This window comes from Streptomyces sp. NPDC031379 (genome assembly GCF_055569615.1).
Map to the genome: position 1 here is coordinate 90,793 of NZ_JBVIIT010000029.1, position 20,273 is coordinate 111,065.

The window sequence follows — 20,273 nt, forward strand, 5'->3', positions numbered from 1 at the left end:
CTCCTCCGCTACTCCCCCCTCCCCCCCCCCCCAACCCCCCCCCCCCCCCCCCCCCCCCCCCCCCCCCCCCCCCCCCCCCCCCCCCCCGCCGCGGGTCAGCGTCCACGAACGGCGCTCACGACCGCAGTGTCATGTCGCTCAAGCGTTCCCGCAGGCACTCCAGACGCTTCGGCAGCTCCGCATCCCCCTCGGGCCACGCCAGATCGATGCCGACCCGGCCGTCGAAGGTACTCACCACGTAGCCGCCGATGGCCGCGAACTCTCCGGGCGCCACCCTTCTGCGGGAAGAGGACTGGAAGTTCGTCAGCCGCAGACCGTCCGGCGTCCGCAGCGCCGGCACCATCCCCCAGTTCGTCATGCTGACCACCGCGGGGGCCGGGCCCGCGGGCCGCGGTGCCGCCTGGGGCGCCGGCTGGGTGACCATGTCCAGGAGACTGCGCTGAATGGATCCGTCGGCCAGCCCTGCCCGCAGCTGCTCACCGATCGCGCGGCCGACCGCGACGGCATCGGGTTCGATGTCACCGGTCGCCGTGAACAGCCCCCCGCCGACCACGTTCGTCCCCTCGGTCGGACCGATCGAGGGAGTGAGGCGATTGCGCAGGTTCACCGTGTACCTGAACAGCAGGTCGGTCAGCGGCAGGCCGCGCATCTCGGCCTCGGCGAGAAGTATGGCGCCCGACAGCAGACCGTTGAGCGTCACGTTCTCACGATGCCCGAGTTCCGCCAGTGCGGTCGTCTGAGCCGCCGTCAGCCGGCACTGCACCACGTGCCGGACGATCGGCACCCGCTCGGACGCCGGCCGTTCCGTCACGGTCGTCGCCCTCGGGGCGCCCGCCGCCGCGGCGGCCCTCCCATGGATGCCACGCTCGGCCAGCAGGTCCTCCAGCGACCGCGGATACGGCCGGCGGGGCAGTTCGACGGGGACACCGCGGACCGCGTCGGTGTAGCAGGACCACAGCGCGGCGAGCAGCTCGATCGAATGATGGGCGTCGGCGATGCTGTGATGGGTCACCAGCGTCACGCTCGCGTCGTCGCCGTCGCGCACTACGTTGAGCGCGCTCAGCGCCCGCTGCTCATCCAGTTCCGCCCCGGTCAGCGGATGATCGGGGTCCCCTCCGCAGACCTGGACCACGGGCCGGGCGTCGGACTCCACGAACACAGGTCCGTCACCGCCCGCTTCCAGCCGGGCCGCAAGCTGGGGAAAGGCGCGGCACACAGCCCCATAGGCAGTCTCCAGAGCACCCGGATCCAGCCGGCCGGCGGACCGCACCGTGTAGCCGACGAACATCTCGACGTCGGCATAGATTTTCTCGCTGGGTGTCAGCGCACGCCGAATTCCGGTTGTCGTCATGCAATACCCTTCCAGTCAGCGTGCCGGGTCCCGGCCGTTTACGAGTCATCGCGATGACGCAGTCCTGGATATCTCATGTCAGGCTAGATACGGGCCATGACCACACGGCATCCCTCAGCCTGGTAGGCCAGAGGGGTAACGGTCGCGGAGTGAGCCCGGACCGGAGCAGTGTGGCGATGCGGGACGAAGACGCGCGCCACGTGACGACCCTGTCCCTACCAGGTTGAGGGATGCCGGGTCGGCACGGCTCGTCTAGCCTGACCACAGGAGATTCAAGAGGCATGCGCGCGGCGCGCATCCCATGTCCTCGGAATTCGACTCCCGGTCCACGGCCTCGTGTTCGCGCCGATCGGCGGGGCTATCGCGATCTCCAGCGAATAATGGACGCTATCTCGAGTGGGAAGGACTCCATGAGCGACGCGATTTCCTTCGAGGTGCCGTGGGCACGGACCCATCAGTTCGACCCTCCTTCGATATTCGATTCCCTGCGGGAAGAACGTCCGCTGGCGAGAATGGTCTACCCGGACGGGCACATCGGCTGGATCGCCACCAGCCACGAGCTGGTGCGCAAGGTCCTCGGTGACCCGAGGTTCAGCCACAGCACGGAGATCGGACATTTCCCGGTGACACACCAGGGAGAGGTGGTACCGAACTCTCCGAAGATACCCGGGATGTTCATTCACATGGACCCGCCCGACCACACCCGCTACCGGCGCCTGCTGACGGGGGAGTTCACCGTCCGGCGGGCGAACCAGCTGGCCTCGCGCGTCGAGGCGGTGGCCGCCGAGCAGACCGACGTCCTGCGCGAGCACGGCGCTCCCGCGGACCTGGTGGCGGAGTTCGCCAAGCCCCTGGCCCTGAGGACACTGTCCGAGCTGGTCGGCCTGCCCTACAGCGAACGCGACCAGTACGCACACGCGCCGGCTCTCCTGCACGACCCGGACGCGGATCCGCGCCAGGTGGCCGCCGCCTACGAACGGGCGAGTTCGTTCTTCGTCGAGGTCGTCGAAGCAAAGCGGAAGCAGCCCGGGGACGACCTCGTCAGCCGTCTCATCGCCGACGGGAAGCTGACCACCGAAGAGCTGTGCAACATTCTCATTCTGCTGCTGTTCGCCGGTTACGAGACCACGGAGAGCGCACTGTCCGTCGGTGTTTTCGCTCTGCTGCACCACACGGACCAACTGGCGGCGGTCCGCGCCGACCCGGCGAAACTCGACACCGCGGTCGAGGAACTTCTCCGCTATCTCACCGTCAACCAGTACCACACGTACCGAACCGCGTTGGAAGACATCGAACTGAACGGGGAAACGGTCAAGAAGGGGGACACCGTCACGGTGTCGCTCCCCGCGGCCAACCGTGACCCCGCCAAATTCAAGTGCCCCGAGAAGCTGGACATCGATCGCGACACCGCAGGACATGTGGCGTTCGGCTACGGCGTCCACCAGTGCCTGGGCCAGAATCTGGCACGCGTCGAACTCCGCGCCGGACTGTCCGCCCTCCTCCGGGCATTTCCCGACCTTCGGCCGGCTGTCGCGTTCGACGAGGTACCCCTGCGACTCAAAGGGTCTGTCTTCGCGGTGAAGAGCCTGCCCGTCTCCTGGTGATCCCTCTATTCTCCGAAAGGATCCGCGGCATAGTGCGCACCGACCTCATCAAGCCGCTGCCCGTCGCACTCCAGGAGAACGCGACCCGCTTTCCCGGCAAGGTGGCTTTCGAGGACGACCGTCGGGCGGTCACCTACGGCGACCTGGAAGCGCGGACCCGCAGACTGGCCGGACACCTGGCCGGCCTCGGCGTCCGGCACGGAGACCGGGTGGCCATCTGCCTCCGCAACACCGTGTCCACCGTCGAGAGTTACCTGGCGATCGTGCGCGCCGGCGCCATCGGGGTGCCCCTCAACCCCGCCTCGTCCCTCGCCGAGCTGGAACACCTCCTGGCGGACAGCGGCACCGCGCTGGTCATCACCGACCCCGCGCAGGCGGCACGGCTCCGGCGCTCACCGGCCGTGGCGCCCGACATCACGCTGCTGGTCACCGGCGACGTCCCGGCGCGGGCAGGAGCCCACCCGTACGACGAACTCGCCGTGACCGAACCCGCCCTGCCCGCCAGGGACGACCTCGACCTGGACGACGTGGCCTGGATGTTCTACACGTCCGGGACGACCGGCCGGCCCAAGGGCGTCCTGTCGACGCAGCGCAACTGCCTCTGGTCCGTCGCCTCCTGCTACGTACCGATCCCGGGACTGACGGACCGGGACCGGGTGCTCTGGCCGCTCCCGCTGTTCCACAGCCTCTCGCACATCGCGTGCGTACTCTCCGTCACCGTGGTCGGCGCCACGGCCCGGATCATGGACGGGAGTTCCGCGGAGGACGTGATCAGGATCCTGCGCGAAGACGGTTCGACCTTCCTCGCCGGCGTTCCGACCACCTATCACCACCTGGTGAAGGCCGCCCAGGAGAACGGTTTCTCCACACCTCGCCTGCGGATCGGCCTGGTCGGCGGAGCGGTCACCGGATCCGGGCTGCGCCGGGACTTCGAGGAGACCTTCGGGGTCCCGCTGGTCGACGCCTACGGCAGCACCGAGACCTGCGGGGCCATCACCATCAACCCGCCGGACGGCGCTCGCGTCGACGGATCCTGCGGCCTGCCCGTGCCCGGCGTCGGCGTCCGCGTCGTCAACCCCACCACCGGTCTCGACGTTCCCTCCGGACAGGAGGGAGAGGTGTGGGTCAGCGGACCGAACGTCATGGTCGGCTACCACAACAGCCCCGAGGCGACCGCGGCGGCGATACGGGACGGCTGGTACCGCACCGGAGACCTGGCCCGGCGCGACGACGCCGGCTACTTCACCATCTGCGGCCGCATCAAGGAACTCGTCATCCGCGGCGGGGAGAACATCCACCCCGAGGAGATCGAGGCGGTACTGCGCACCGTCGAGGGCGTAGCCGACGCGGCCGTGACCGGCGCTCCCCACGACACCCTCGGAGAGGTGCCGGTCGCGTACGTGATCCCCGGCCCCTCCGGGTTCGACACCGCCACGCTGATCAACCGGTGCCGCGAGCGGCTCTCCGCCTACAAGGTGCCGGAACAGGTCCACGAAGTCGCCGGCATCCCGCGGACTGCGTCGGGCAAGACCAAGCGACGCCTCCTGGCCGACCAGCCGAGCCGGCTCCGCTACGCGGCGAGCGGACACCACGACACGCTGTTCGGCCTCGACTGGATTCCGGTGCCGATTCCGGTGCCGCCGGACTCCGGTTCGCGGCAGCTGAGCTGGGCGGTGGCGGGCCCCACGGCCGCCGGACTCGCCACGGCCCTGGAAGCAGCCGGCACCGAGGTACGGCACTACCCGGACCTGGCGGCGGTACGCACCGCGCTGGCCGACGGCGAGCCGGCGCCCGACGTGACGGTCCTCGTCCCGTCGCCCGCACCGGCGGACGCGCGGGACCCGATCGCCGTGGGACGCGGCAACGCCCGACTCCTGTCAGATCACCTCCACGCCTGGCTGGCAGGCCCGGAACCGGCCGCTTCCCGGCTGATGGTCCTCACCCGCGGCGCAGTCGCCGTCACCGCCGAGGACGGTGCGCAGAACCTGGCCGAAGCTCCGCTCTGGGCCGTCGCCCGGTCCTTCCAGCAGGCCCGTCCGGCATCGCTCACCGTCCTCGATCTCGACGCCGACGCAGACCTGGACCCGGCCACCTTGCAGGCCGCGGTCACGTCCGGCGAGCCGCAGGTCGCGGCGAGGTCGGGCGCCTTGTCGATGCCCCGGCTGAGCCGCCTGCCCGTGGCCGAGGGGCGCGCGGCCTCCTGGCCGGGGGCCACCGGCACCGTGGTCGTCACCGGAGCGGACACCGCGCACGGCGCCGCACTGGCACACCGGCTGGCCACGGTCCACAAGGCGCAGAGCCTGCTCCTCGTCGGTTCCCCAGGCGGCACCCGCGCCACATCCGGTGCCGGTTACGGTGTCGCTTCCGGTGCCGAACCGGCTCTCACCGGAACGAGCGTCATCCGGGTGACCGCCGACGGCGGGGATCCGGAGCCGCTGCGGGCCGCGCTGGCCGACCTGAGGCGCCCGGTGACCGCGGTGGTCCACGCCGCCGACGACCCCGAACTGGCCCTGCACCTGGACCGAATGACCGCCGATGACGGCCTTGCCGCCTTCGTCGTGGTGTCCGACATCGCCGGACTGCCGGGTGCACCCGACAACCCGGGCACCGTCGTCGACGGAGTCCTCTCCGACGCGGTGGTACGCAACCGCAGGCTGCGGAACCTGCCCGGCTCCTTCCTCGCGTGGGGCGAACGGCCCGCCGACCGCGGCTCGGCGGACGACGCCCCCGGGCGCCCGCTCAACCTGCTGCTCTCCGCGTTCGACCTCGCCCTGACGACGAACCACCCCTCCCTGCTGGCCCTGAGCCCGGCCGCAGCAGCCGAGGGCACCCGAGCCCCCGCGATCCTCGACACCCTGGCCGAGCGGCCGTCCCGACAGAGCCGGCCCGACGCGGCCGTCACAGCGGCCCTGCGCGACCGACTGTCCGCTCTCGAGGAGCGCGCGCAACGGGCACTCCTGGAAGACCTGGTCCGTACGAGCGCCGCCCAGGTGCTGCCACACACGGGACCCGAACTCGTGCTGTCCGAGCGCGCTTTCCGCGATCTGGGCTTCACCTCGACGGCCATCGTCGCGTTGCGCGACCGGCTGACGGAGAGCACCGGGCTGCGGCTGCCCACCACCGTCGTCTTCGACCACCCCACCCCGGCAGCGCTGGCGGCCCGCCTACGAGCCGAGATACTCGGCATCACCCGGCCCGTGACCGAGCCCGTCCTGACGGCCGACCCCGAAGAACCCCTCGCCATCGTAGGGATGGCGTGCCGGTTGCCGGGTGGCGTGGCGGGGCCGGAGGACCTGTGGCGGTTGGTGTCCGAGGGCCGGGACGCGGTTTCGGGATTTCCCGACGACCGCGGCTGGGATCTGGAGGGACTGTTCCACCCGGACCCCGACCGCCCAGGCACCTCGTACACCGACCAGGGTGGTTTCCTGCGGGGCGCGGGGCTCTTCGACGCGGGGTTCTTCGGGATCTCCCCGCGTGAGGCACTGGCGATGGACCCGCAGCAGCGGCTGCTGCTGGAGACCTCCTGGGAGGCACTGGAGCGGGCGGGCATCGACCCGGTCACCTTGAAGGGCACCGACGTCGGCGTGTTCTCCGGGGTGTTCGGCCAGGGCTACGGGGCCGGTGCCGGTGCGGCTCCCCCGGAGGTGGAGGGGTTCGCGAGCACCGGTTCGGCGGGAAGCGTGGCATCGGGCCGGGTGTCGTACGTACTCGGTCTCGAGGGTCCGGCGGTCACGGTGGACACCGCGTGTTCCTCGTCGTTGGTGGCGATGCATCTGGCCGCGCAGGCGCTGCGGCAGGGCGAGTGCTCGATGGCCCTGGCCGGCGGAGCGACGGTCATGGCGACACCCGGCACTTTCGTGGAGTTCTCACGCCAACGGGCGCTGGCCCCTGACGGGCGGTGCAAGGCGTTCTCCTCGACGGCTGACGGCACCGGTTGGGCCGAGGGCGTCGGTGTGGTGGTGCTGGAGCGGCTGTCGGTGGCGCGGGAACGCGGGCACCGGGTACTGGCGGTGCTGCGCGGCAGCGCGGTGAACCAGGACGGCGCCTCCAACGGGTTGACCGCGCCGAACGGCCTCTCGCAGCAGCGGGTGATCCGCCGGGCGCTGGCCGGCGCCGGGCTGGCCCCGGCCGAAGTGGACGTGGTGGAAGCCCACGGCACCGGAACGGCCCTGGGCGATCCGATCGAGGCGCAGGCGTTGCTGGCGACCTACGGCCAGGACCGGGAACCGGAGCGCCCCCTGTGGCTCGGGTCGCTGAAGTCGAACATCGGTCACACACAGGCGGCTGCCGGTGTGGCCGGTGTGATCAAGATGGTCCAGGCACTGCGGCACGGGGTGCTTCCGGCGACCCTCCATGTGGATGCGCCGACGACCGAGGTGGACTGGTCGGCCGGTGCGGTGGAGTTGCTGACCGAGGCCCGGGAGTGGCCCCGGAATGGCCATCCGCACCGGGCGGGCGTGTCGTCATTCGGAGTCAGTGGGACGAACGCGCACCTGATTCTGGAGGAGGCGCCGCCGCAGGAGCTTCTCGCGGAGGATGCGGCGCCTGTGGGTGTGGTGCCGTTGGTGGTGTCGGCGGGGAGCGCGGGTTCGTTGGCGGGGCAGGCGGGGCGGCTGGCGTCGTACCTGGAGTCTGACGCTGCTGGGGGTGTGTCGCTGGGGGATGTGGCTGCGGGGTTGGTGTCGGGCCGTGCGGTGCTGGGTGAGCGTGCGGTGGTGGTGGCCGGCTCGAGTGCGGAGGCGCTGGTAGGGCTTCAGGCGCTGACTCGGGGGGAGAGCGGTCCCCACCTGGTGTCGGGGAGCGTGGCTGGTTCGGGTGTGCCGGGCAAGGTGGTGTGGGTGTTCCCCGGGCAGGGCTCGCAGTGGGTGGGGATGGGCCGGGAGTTGTTGGACTCCTCGTCGGTCTTTGCTGAGCGGGTGGGGGAGTGTGCGGCCGCGTTGGAGCGGTGGGTGGACTGGTCGCTGGTGGATGTGCTGCGCGGTGACGTGGAGCCCGAGCTGCTGGATCGGGTGGATGTGGTGCAGCCGGCGAGTTTCGCGGTGATGGTGGGTCTGGCGGCGGTGTGGGCGTCGGTGGGTGTGGTGCCGGATGCGGTGCTGGGTCACTCGCAGGGTGAGATCGCTGCTGCGTGTGTGGCGGGTGCGTTGTCGCTGGAGGATGCGACGCGTGTGGTGGCTCTGCGCAGTCAGGCCATCGCAGGGCAGCTGTCCGGGCGTGGCGGTATGGCTTCCGTCGCGCTGAGCGAGGAGGACGTGACCGAGCGGCTGGAGTTGTGGGCGGGCCGGGTGGAGGTGGCCGCGGTCAACGGCCCGTCCTCGGTGGTGATCGCCGGGGATGCCCAGGCACTGGACGAGGTGCTGGAGGCGCTGTCCGGCGAAGGCGTCCGGGTGCGGCGGATCGCCGTGGACTACGCCTCCCACACCCGGCATGTGGAGGACATCCGCGACACCCTCGCCGAAGCACTGGCCGAAATCACCGCACAGGCCCCGGTGGTGCCGTTCTACTCGACCGTGACCGGCACCTGGGTGGAGGACGCCGGGGTGTTGGACGGTGGGTACTGGTACCGCAACCTGCGCCAGCAGGTCCGTTTCGGCCCCGCGGTGGTGGCCTTGCTCGCCCAGGGCCACGGGGTCTTCGTGGAAGTCAGCGCTCACCCGGTGCTCGTCCAGCCGGTCACCGAGATCGTCGATGACGCCGACCGCGACGCCGGTGTGGTGGTGACCGGGTCGCTGCGTCGGGAGGACGGAGGCCTGCGGCGCCTGCTGACCTCGATGGCCGAACTGTTCGTCCGCGGAGTAGCGCTGGACTGGGCAGGGATTCTGCCCGCTGGGGCCACGCCCGCACGCGTGGAGCTGCCGACGTATGCCTTCGACCACCAGCACTACTGGCTTCAGCCGGCCGCATCGGCGACGGATGCGGTGTCGTTGGGGCAGGCGACCGCCGATCACCCGCTGCTCGGCGCGGTCGTCAGCGTGCCGAACTCGGCCGGCCTCATGGCCACGTCGAGGTGGTCGCTTCGTTCGCACCCCTGGCTCGCCGACCATCAGATGACCGATGCCGTAGTGGTGCCCACTTCGGCTCTGGTCGAGGTGTCCGTCCGGCTCGGTGACCTGGCCGGCACCCCCGTGCTCGACGAACTGACCGTCGACGCGCCCGTGGTGCTGCCGCAGCGAGGCGGCCGTGGCATCCAGATCGTCGTCGGCGAGCCCGATCGGAACCGACGGCGGTCGGTGGAGATCTACTCCCGAGCCGGGGACGACCCCCTGGACGCGCGGTGGACGCGGCACGCGCACGGCACGCTGGCCCCCGCCGCCACCCCGAAGGCACCCCCCAACGCCGGGCCCGCCGCAGAGGTCACGCTGGAGGGTGCCGCGCTACGCGACGCGGGCCGGTACGGGGTGCATCCCGCCCTGCTGGACGCCGCCGTCCGAACGGTCGTCCCCGACGGCATGCTCCCGTCGGTGTGGACCGGCGTGTCCCTGCATGCGTCCGGTGCCACCGCCCTGCACGTGCGACCGGGCGGGACGTCGACGGAGGGAACCGGTCTGCAGCTGACCGATCCCACGGGCCAACCCGTCATGACCGTCGAGGCGGTACTCGGTACACCGTTCTCCCCCGAACAGGCCCGGACCGGTGGCGCGTTGCCGTACGACGCGCTGTTCCGCGTCGAGTGGACGGAAGCGGTGCTGCCCGCCGTGGACGGCTCCCTCGATATCGTGCCCGTAGCGACCGGCGCGGACGTCGCCGCAGCGGCCGGGCCGGACCGGCCGGCTCCTGACGTCCTGCTCTACGAGGCCAAGGACATCGGCGCGGTGGCCGGCCCGCGCGCATCGGTCGGCGCGGCGCTGGCCGTACTCCAGGCCTGGCTGGCGGAACCCGCCCTCGCGGAAACCCGGTTGGCCGTGGTCACCGGAGACTGCGGCGAACTCGAGGCGGCCGCGGTGTGGGGCCTGGTGCGCTCGGCGCAGTCGGAGCATCCGGGCCGGATCGTGCTGGCGGACCTCGATGACGCCTCCCGGTCCGTTCTGCCGGCCGTGGTGCTGAGCGGCGAACCGCAGATGAGGGTGCGCAGTGGTGGTGCGGAGGTGCCCCGGCTGGCACGGGTGCCCGTTCCGCCGGACGGATCGCTTCCCGGCGCCGCCACGCTCGCCTCCGCCGAAACCCGGCAGCAGCCTCGTCCGCTCGACACCGAAGGCACCGTACTGATCACAGGCGGCACCGGAACACTCGGTGCGCTGACGGCACGCCACTTGGTCGCCGCGCACGGCATCCGGCATCTGGTCCTGGCCGGCCGCCGCGGCGGTGCCCCGGAACTCCGCGACGAGCTGACCGCGATGGGGGCGGCCGTCACCATCGCCGCCTGCGACACGGCGGACCGCGCCCAAGTCGAGTCCCTCCTGCGGGAGATACCGGCCGAACACCCGCTCACCGCCGTGGTGCACGCCGCCGGTGTCCTGGACGACGGGGTGCTCACCGAGCTGACCCCGGAACGCCTCGACACCGTGCTGCGACCCAAGCTGGACGCGGCGCTCCACCTGCACGAACTCACCCGGGACCTGGACCTCGCCGCGTTCGTGCTCTTCTCCTCGGCGGCGGGCGTGCTGGGCAACCCCGGCCAGGCCAACTACGCCGCGGCCAACGCCTGTCTGGACGCGCTGGCAGGACAGCGCCATCGCCTCGGCCTTCCGGCCGTGTCGCTCGCCTGGGGATACTGGTCGACGGTCAGCGCCATGACCGAGCACCTCGGCGCCGCGGATCTGCGCCGCAACGAGCGGGTGGGCATGGCCGGCCTCTCCGCCGCCGAGGGGATGACCCTCCTGGACGCCGCGCTGCGCACCGACGCGGGCTCGGCCGGAACCCTGGTGGCGGCGAAGTTCGACATGTCCGCCTTGCGGGCCGCCGCGGCCGACGGTCCGCTCCCGCCGCTGCTGCGCGGCCTGGCTCCATCGCCGCGGCCTGTGGCCCGGGCCGCCGCTGCGCCGGGAACCGCCTCACTGCGGGAACGCGTCGCCGCTCTGGGCGAAGCCGAGCAGACCGAGGCCCTGGTCGAACTGGTACGGCGGCACGCCGCCGAGGTGCTCGGACACGCCACCGCCGACGCCGTCCATGCCGGCCGTACCTTCAAGGAGGCCGGATTCGACTCGCTGACCGCGGTGGAACTGCGCAACCGGCTGGCCGCCGCGACCGGACTCACCCTCTCCCCGGCGATGGTCTTCGACTATCCGAAGCCGACGGCGCTCGCCGGGCATCTGCGCGCCAAGCTCCTCGGCGGAGCCGTGTCCCGGCCGGCCGAACCCGGTACCGCCGCCGGGACTACCGACGAGCCGATCGCGATCGTGGCGATGGCGTGCCGCTTCCCCGCGGGCGTGCACAGCCCCGAGGACCTCTGGCGGGTGGTGGCCGACGGGGTCGACGCCGTCACCGAGTTCCCCGACGACCGCGGCTGGGAGACCGACAGGCTCTTCGACGCGGACCCCGACCACGCCGGCACCACCTACGTACGCCATGGTGCCTTCCTCGACGACGCCGCCGGATTCGACGCCGCGTTCTTCGGCATCTCGCCGAACGAGGCGCTGGCGATGGATCCACAGCAGCGGCTGCTGCTGGAGACCTCCTGGGAGGCGTTCGAACGGGCCGCGATCGACCCGACCACGCTGGCCGGACAGGACGTCGGCGTCTTCGTCGGGGTCAACAGCCACGACTACAGCATGCGGATGCACCAGGCGTCCGGCGTGGAGGGATTCCGCCTCACCGGCGGCTCGGGCAGCGTCGTCTCCGGCCGCATCGCCTACCACTTCGGCCTCGAGGGCCCCGCCATCACCGTCGACACGGCCTGCTCCTCCTCACTGGTGGCGCTGCACATGGCGGCGCAGGCGCTGAACCGGGGCGAGTGCTCCATGGCCCTGGCCGGCGGTGTGATGGTGATGGGCACCGTGGAGACCTTCGTAGAGTTCTCCCGGCAGCGGGGGCTGGCGCCCGACGGCCGGTGCAAGGCGTTCGCGGACGGCGCGGACGGCACCGGCTGGTCCGAGGGCGCGGGACTGCTGCTCGTGGAGCGGCTGTCGGAGGCCCGCCGCCGGGGCCATCGCGTGCTGGCCGTGGTCCGCGGGTCGGCGGTGAACCAGGATGGCGCGTCCAACGGTCTGACGGCCCCGAACGGGCCGTCGCAGCAACGAGTGATCCGCAGGGCCCTGGCCCAGGCCGGGCTGCGCACATCGGATGTGGATGCCGTGGAGGCGCACGGCACGGGTACGACGCTCGGTGACCCCATCGAGGCGGAGGCGCTCCTGGCGACCTACGGCCAGGACCGGCCGGCCGACCGGCCGCTGTGGCTCGGGTCGGTGAAGTCGAACATCGGCCACGCGCAGGCGGCAGCGGGTGCCGCCGGTGTGATCAAAATGGTCATGGCCATGCGGCACGGCGTGCTTCCCAGGACGCTGCACGTGGACCGTCCGTCGTCCCACGTCGACTGGTCGGCGGGCGCCGTGGAGCTGCTGACCGAGGCCCGCGACTGGCTGCGGGACGGCCGGCCTCGCCGGGCCGGAGTGTCCTCCTTCGGTATCGGCGGCACCAACGCGCACGTCGTCCTCGAAGAGGCCCCGGATGAGCCGGTCCCCCCGACGCCCGAAGCCGGGCCGGGGGCGACGGCCACCCCGGTGCCGCTGCCGGTGCCGGTGCCAGAACAGGTGTCCGTGCCCGTGCCGGTGCTCGTGTCGGCGCGGACACCGGCCGGGCTGCGCGGCCAGGCCGACCGGCTCGCCCGCCACTTCCAGGACCGGCCCGACCTACGCCTCACCGATGCCGCCCACGCACTCGCCACCACGCGCGCCCACCTCGACCACCGGGCCGTCTTCCTGACGACCGACCGGCACCAACTCGTCACGGACCTGGATGCCTTCGGGCGTGCCGAAGCGCGTCCGGCGGTCGTCTCCGGCACCCCGATCGCGGGCAGACTGGCCGTCCTCTTCACCGGTCAGGGCAGCCAATGGGCCGGCATGGGCCGCGAACTCGCCGACACCTTCCCCGTCTTCCGCGACGCCTTCACCGCCGCGTGCGCCGCCGTGGAAGCCCACCTGCCGGCCCATCCGCAACACCCCCTGACCAACCACCTGCAAGGGCAGGCGACGGCGCCGCGCCGGCTGCGCCCGCTGCGCGAGGTGGCGTTCGCCACCCCGGGATCACCCGACAGCGCACTGCTCGACCAGACCATGTACACGCAAGGTGCCCTCTTCGCCCTGGAAACAGCGCTGTTCCGGCTCTTCGAGTCCTGGGGGATACGCCCCCACCTCCTCGCCGGCCACTCGATCGGAGAGATCACCGCCGCGCACGTCTCCGGGATTCTGGCACTGGACGAGGCGGGCGAACTGGTCGCCGCGCGCGGCCGGCTGATGCAGGCCCTGCCCGGAGGCGGCGCGATGGTCGCCGTCCAGGCGACCGAAGCGGACCTCGCGCCGTTGCTGGCCCGGGCACAAGGAGTGGTCGGCGTCGCGGCGGTGAACGGCCCTGACTCACTGGTGCTCTCCGGCGCCGAGGACGCCGTGCTCGCCATGGCCGGCGAACTGGCCGGACGCGGCCGCAAGACACGGCGGCTGCCGGTCAGTCACGCCTTCCACTCCGCACTCATGGAACCCATGCTGGACGAGTTCCGCACGGTCGCCGAGAGGCTGTCGTACCAGCCGGGTGTCCTGCCCGTCGTCTCCACACTCACCGGTGCCCTCGCCCAGGACGACCAGCTCCGCACCCCCGGCTACTGGGTCGACCAGGCACGCAACGCGGTGCGGTTCAGCGACGCCGTCACCTCGCTGAGCGGCCAGGGAGCGACGACGTTCCTCGAGCTGGGCCCGGGAGGAGCCCTCGCCGCGATGGCACTCGGCACGCTCGGCGCACAGGAGCGCAGCTGCCTCGCCACCCTGCGCAAGGACGGTGCCGAGGCGTCCGACGTCCTGACCGCGCTCGCCGCACTGCACGTGCGCGGTGTGGCCGTCGACTGGGCGGCCGTCCACGACCGGCCTGCCACGGCTGTCGGAACCGACCTGCCCACCTACGCGTTCCAGCACCAGCGGTACTGGGTCGAGTCCGACGGGACCGCGACGGGCGGCGCGGAGGCGCTCGGCACCGTAAGTGCCCGGCACCCGCTGCTCGGCACCGTCATCGAAGTGCCGGGCGACGACGGCACCAGCGGCGTCGTACTCACCGGACGGCTGTCGCCGCGCGGCCCGGGCCGGCTCCCCGACCGGCCCGCGGCGAACGGCGGCACCAGGATTCCGGCCGCCGCGCTTCTGGAGATGCTCGTCAGGGCCGGCGACGAGGTGGGCTGCGGAAGCCTTGAGCACGTCGTCGTCGAGGCGCCTCTGACGGTGCCGGAGAACGGCCACGCCCAGGTGCGGGTGTCGGTGGACGGCCCGAGCCCGGACGGCCGCCGCCGGGCCACCGTCCATGGCCGGCCCGCCGACCCGCGACACCAAGGGTCCTGGACGTGCCACGCGCGAGCGGTGCTGGTCCCCGGACTGCCGCGGCCGGCCTTCGACCCGCGGGCCTGGCCGCAGCCCGCGGACACCGACGCGCTCCTACCGGGGACGCACCGCGTGTGGCAACAGGAGGGCCGGACCTTCGCGGAGATCGCGCTGCCGGACGAACTGGCCGATGAGGCGGACGCGTTCACCCTCCACCCGGTGCTCGTCGACACCGCATTGCGCGTCCTGCACTCCCGCACCGCTTCGGACCCGCCCACGACCGGCGACGGCCCCCACGCCCACGACATGTCCACCTGCACCGGTGTGGCCGTGTACGCGGAAGGCGCCACCGCTCTACGGCTGCGCGTCACCCCCCTGCAAGACGGCGGCCACCTACTGGAGTTCGCGGACCCGGAAGGCGAACCCGTCGCCGCGCTCGGCCCGCTGACCTTGAGTGCCACCCCCGGAGACCACGGCACCGAAGAGCCCGCCACGCCGGACGAGCACACCTCCGCCGCAGCTGTGCAGACGCCCCCATCCGGTGCCCTCGGGCGCCGCGTGGTGCCGCGGACGGAAGGAGCCGGAGACACGATCGCCGGCCGACTGGCGGGGTTGACCGCCGCGGAGCGGCACCGTGTGGTGAGGGATCTGGTCCAGGAGAGCATCGCGGTCGTGCTCGGCCACCGCGAGCCGGATGGGTTCGATGAGGAGCAGTCCTTCAAGAGCCTTGGATTCGACTCCCTCAGCGCGGTCAAACTCCGCAACCGCCTGAACGACTTCACCGGGGTGCGCCTGCCCAGCACGCTGGTCTTCGACTATCCCACGCCCGCCCTTCTCACGGCCCGTCTGCGAGCCGAACTACTCGGCGAGCGCGGGATGCTGACCGTCCCCACGCCCGCCCCCACCACTTCGGCGGCATCGGACCCCGACGAGCCGATCGCGATCGTCGCCATGAGCAGCCGACTGCCCGGCGGAGCGAACAGTCCGGAGGAGTTGTGGCAACTGGTCGTGGAGCAGCGGGACGCGGTGTCCGGCTTCCCGCTCGACCGAGGCTGGGATCTCGAGGGCCTGTACCACCCGGACCCCGGCCACCCGGGCACCAGCTACACCCGCTCGGGCGGGTTCCTCCACGAGGCCGCGCAGTTCGACGCCGCACTCTTCGGCATCTCGCCGCGTGAGGCGCTGGCGATGGACCCGCAGCAGCGGCTGCTGCTGGAGACGTCCTGGGAGGCGCTGGAACGGGCGGGCATCGACCCGCTGTCCGCCAGGGGCAGCGACATCGGCGTCTTCACCGGAATCGTCCACCACGACTACGTGACCCGGCTCCGCCAGGTGCCCGAGGACGTCCAGGGCTACCTCATGACCGGTACGGCGTCGAGCGTGGCGTCGGGCCGGGTGTCGTACGTGTTCGGCTTCGAGGGGCCGGCGGTCACGGTGGACACGGCGTGCTCGTCTTCCTTGGTGGCGATGCATCTGGCCGCGCAGGCGCTGCGGCAGGGCGAGTGCTCGATGGCCCTGGCCGGCGGAGCCACGGTGATGGCCAGTCCGGACGCCTTCATGGAGTTCTCGCGGCAGCGCGGCCTCTCCGCTGACGGCCGGTGCAAGGCGTTCTCCTCGGCGGCTGACGGCACCGGTTGGGCCGAGGGCGTGGGCGTCGTGGTGCTGGAGCGGTTGTCGGTTGCACGGGAACGCGGGCACCGGGTGCTGGCAGTCGTCCGGGGCAGTGCCGTGAACCAGGACGGCGCCTCCAACGGCCTGACCGCGCCGAACGGTCCGTCGCAGCAGCGGGTGATCCGCAAGGCCCTGGCCGGCGCCGGGCTGGCCCCGGCGGAAGTGGATGTGGTGGAAGCCCACGGCACCGGAACGGCCCTGGGCGATCCGATCGAGGCGCAGGCGGTGCTGGCGACCTACGGCCAGGACCGGGAACCGGAGCGCCCCCTGTGGCTGGGGTCGCTGAAGTCGAACATCGGTCACACACAGGCGGCTGCCGGTGTGGCGGGCGTGATCAAGATGGTCATGGCGATGCGGCACGGCATCATGCCCCCCACCCTGCATGTCGACGAACCCACGACTCAGGTGGACTGGTCGGCCGGTGCGGTGGAGTTGCTGACCGAGGCCCGGGAGTGGCCGCGGCACGGGCATCCCCGCCGGGCAGGGGTCTCGGCGTTCGGGGCCAGTGGGACGAACGCACATCTGATTCTGGAGGAGGCGCCGCCGGAAGAGGCTGTCGCGGAGGATGCGGCGCCTGTGGGTGTGGTGCCGCTGGTCGTCTCGGCGCGGAGCGCGGGTTCCTTGGCGGGCCAGGCGGGGCGGCTGGCGGCGTTCGTCGAGGGTTCCGAGGTTGCTGAGGGTGGCGAGGTTGCTGAGGGTGGCGAGGGTGCTGAGGCTGCTGGGGGTGTGTCGCTGGGGGATGTGGCTGGGGCTCTGGTGGCGGGCCGGGCGCTCCTGGGCGAGCGCGCGGTGGTGGTGGCCGGCTCCGGCGAGGAGGCCCTGGTAGGGCTTCAGGCGCTGGCTCGGGGGGAGAGCGGTCCGAACCTGGTGGTCGGCCGTGCGGGTTCGGGTGTGCCGGGCAAGGTGGTGTGGGTGTTCCCGGGGCAGGGCTCGCAGTGGGTGGGGATGGGCCGGGAGTTGCTGGACTCCTCGCCGGTCTTCGCCGAGCGGATAGCGGAGTGCGCTGCCGCGTTGGAGCGGTGGGTGGACTGGTCGCTGCTGGATGTGCTGCGCGGTGATACCGATCCGGGGTTCCTGGAGCGGGTGGATGTGGTGCAGCCGGCGAGCTTCGCGGTGATGGTGGGTCTGGCGGCCGTCTGGGCCTCGGTGGGTGTGGTGCCGGATGCGGTGCTGGGTCACTCGCAGGGTGAGATCGCCGCCGCTTGCGTCGCGGGTGCGTTGTCGCTGGAGGATGCGGCGCGGGTGGTGGCCCTTCGCAGCCAGGCGATCGCGGTGCAGCTGTCGGGGCGTGGCGGTATGGCGTCGGTGGCGCTGAGTGAGGAGAGAGCGGTCGCCTGGCTGGAGCGCTGGGCGGGCCGGGTGGAGGTGGCCGCGGTCAACAGCCCGTCCTCGGTGGTGATCGCCGGTGACGCCGACGCCTTGGACGAGGTGCTGGAGGCACTGTCCGGTGAGGGTGTCCGGGTGCGGCGGGTGGCGGTGGATTACGCCTCGCATACGCGGCATGTGGAGGACATCCGCGACACGCTCGCCGAAGCATTGGCCGGGATCGATGCGCAGGCGCCGGTGGTGCCGTTCCACTCCACCGTGACCGGGGGTTGGGTGGAGGACGCCGGGGTGTTGGACGGCGGGTACTGGTACCGCAACCTGCGTCAGCAGGTCCGCTTCGGTCCGGCCGTGGTGGACCTGCTCGGTCAGGGATACGGGGTGTTCGTCGAGGCAAGTGCCCATCCGGTGCTCGTCCAGCCGATCACCGAGACCGTCGATGACACCGCCGCCGATGCGGGTGTGGTGGTGACCGGATCCCTGCGGCGGGAAGACGGCGGCCTCGGTCGGCTGCTGACCTCGATGGCCGAACTGTTCGTACGAGGTGTGCCCGTGGACTGGGCCGGCACGCTGCCTGCCGGGCCCACGCCCGCACGCGTGGACCTGCCGACGTACGCCTTCGACCGCCAGCACTACTGGCTGCAGGAGGCGGAAGCCGCCACCGGCGCCGCCGACGCCACCGAAGGCGCGGACTCGGACTTCTGGACCGCAGTCGAGCAAGCCGATCTGGACTCCCTCACCGAGTTGCTGGAGATGGCGTCGACCGAGCACCGCACCGCCCTGGACACCGTCGTTCCCCTGCTGGCGGAATGGCGTGGCAAGCGCCGTGAGAGGTCGGCCGCGGACAAGCTCCGCTATCACGTCACCTGGCAGCCGCTCGAGCGTGAAGTCACGGGCGTGCCAAGTGGCCGTTGGCTGGTCGTCGTTCCGTCCGAACGCCCGGACGCGGCCGACACCCTCCTGGAGGAGCTGACCGGCCTCGGTCTCGGCACGGTCCTGCTGGAGATCGGCGAGTCCGATCGCGGTCGGGAACGGCTCGCCGACCGGCTGACCGGCGCCCTGGCCGGACTCGACCTGACCGGCGTGCTGTCCCTGCTTGCCCTGGACCCGCGGACGGGGACGGGCCCGCACGACCCGACCGCGATCACGGCATCGACGCTCGCACTGATCCAGGCCCTGGGCGACAACAACGTCGACCAGCCCCTGTGGTGCCTGACTTCAGGTGCGATGAACATCGGCATCCATGACACCGTCGCCTCACCCGCCCATGCGGCGCTGTGGGGCCTCGGCCGCGCCGCCGCACTCGAGCACCTCGACCGTTGGGGCGGCCTGATCGACCTGCCTGTCACGGCCGATCCACGTACGGCCCCGTACCTCCTCGGAGTGCTGAACGCCGCCGCCGGTGAGGACCAGCTCGCCATCCGGCGATCGGGTGTGTACGCCCGGAGGCTGGTCCGCAAGCCCGTGCCGGAGTCCACCGGCGACGGCCGCTGGCAGCCGCACGGCACGGTCCTGGTGACCGGCGGCGCCGAAGGACTCGGCAAGCACGTCGCGGTCTGGCTCGCGCTCGCCGGCGCAGACCGGCTCATCGTCACCACGACCGCGCACGCACCCGATCGGAGCGTGCCGGACCTGTGCGCCGAACTGGCCGGACTGGGTGTCGAAACGACGGTGGAGTCCTGCGCCGACTCCGACCGGGACGCGATCGCGCGGCTGGTTTCCGCGACGGCCCCGGAGCAGCCGCTCACAGCCGTGGTCCACGCCGCCGACATCACGCAGACCAGCTCCATCGACGACACCGGTGTGCACGACCTCGCCGAGGTGTTCACGGCCAAGGTGGACACGGCTGTGTGGCTGAACGAGCTGTTCGCGGACACCTTGCTCGACGCGTTCGTCGTCTTCTCCTCGATCGCCGGTGTGTGGGGCGGCGGCGGCCAGGGCCCCTCCGGAGCGGCGAACGCCGTCCTGGACGCCCTGGTCGAGTGGCGTCGCGCCCGGGGACTGAGGGCGACGTCGATCGCCTGGGGAGCCCTCGACCAGATCGGTGTGGGCATGGACGAGGCCGCCCTCGCCCAGCTGCGGCGCCGTGGCGTCCTGCCGATGGCCCCGCAGCCGGCGGTGACCGCGATGGTGCGGGCGGTACAGGGCAACGAGAAGTTCGTGACCGTGGCCGACATGGACTGGGACGCCTTCATCCCCGCGTTCACCTCGGTCCGCGCCAGCCCCCTGTTCGCCGACCTGCCCGAAGCGAAGGCGGCCCTTCAGGCAGCACAGCCCGACAGCGAGAACAGCGACACCGCATCGTCCCTCGCGGAATCCCTCCGGGCGGTCTCGGACACCGAGCAGAACCGCATCCTGCTCCGGCTGGTCCGCGGCCAAGCCTCGGCGGTCCTCGGCCACAGCGGCGCGGAGGGCATCGGTCCACGCCAGGCGTTCCAGGAGGTCGGGTTCGACTCGCTGGCCGCCGTCAACTTCCGCAACAGTCTGCACGCGGCCACCGGACTGCGCCTGCCCGCGACGCTGATCTTCGACTATCCCACCCCGGAGGCATTGGTCGGTCACCTGCGCTCCGAACTGCTCCGGGAGCCCGACGACGAGCTGGAAGGGCGCGAGGGCGACCTCAGGAAGGTCCTGGCGTCCGTGCCGTTCGCCCGGTTCAGGGAAGCCGGCGTGCTGGACACCCTGCTCGGCCTCGCCGACGCCGATGCCGACGGGGACACGGAGGCCGACAGGGACGCGGACGCGAAGGGCGGCGCGGCGGCGGCCGAGAGGCGAGGGGCCGACGACCTGGAACTGATCGACGCCATGGACGTTGCCGGTCTCGTGCAACGGGCCCTGGGCAAGACGAGCTGACCACCGATGGTGAACGAA

General features: G+C 71.9%; 3 protein-coding genes. 2 read left to right on the forward strand and 1 reads right to left on the reverse strand.

From position 1 onward, the window contains the following. Positions 1–115: 115 nt before the first annotated feature. A complete protein-coding gene (locus ACZ5CW_RS34475) occupies positions 116–1,351 on the reverse strand; it encodes a phthiocerol/phthiodiolone dimycocerosyl transferase family protein (protein ID WP_468608477.1) in 1,236 nt (411 codons plus the stop codon). Positions 1,352–1,761: 410 nt separating this feature from the next. On the opposite strand from ACZ5CW_RS34475, the gene ACZ5CW_RS34480 reads away from it, so the two are divergent. Then, the gene (locus ACZ5CW_RS34480) at positions 1,762–2,955 is read left to right on the forward strand and encodes a cytochrome P450 (RefSeq protein WP_468608479.1); all 1,194 of its coding nucleotides are present in this window, start codon (positions 1,762–1,764) and stop codon (positions 2,953–2,955) included. A 32-nt stretch (positions 2,956–2,987) separates the two neighbouring features. After that, positions 2,988–20,255: a type I polyketide synthase gene (locus ACZ5CW_RS34485; RefSeq protein WP_468608481.1), complete on the forward strand. Its 17,268-nt coding sequence runs from the start codon at positions 2,988–2,990 to the stop codon at positions 20,253–20,255. Positions 20,256–20,273 lie beyond the last annotated feature (18 nt).

What these genes read in the sequence shown, in the direction of transcription:
- ACZ5CW_RS34475 (WP_468608477.1), bottom strand. Translation starts at nt 1,351, where the DNA reads ATGACGACAACCGGAATTCGGCGTGCGCTGACACCCAGCGAGAAAATC.
- ACZ5CW_RS34480 (WP_468608479.1), top strand. Translation starts at nt 1,762, where the DNA reads ATGAGCGACGCGATTTCCTTCGAGGTGCCGTGGGCACGGACCCATCAG.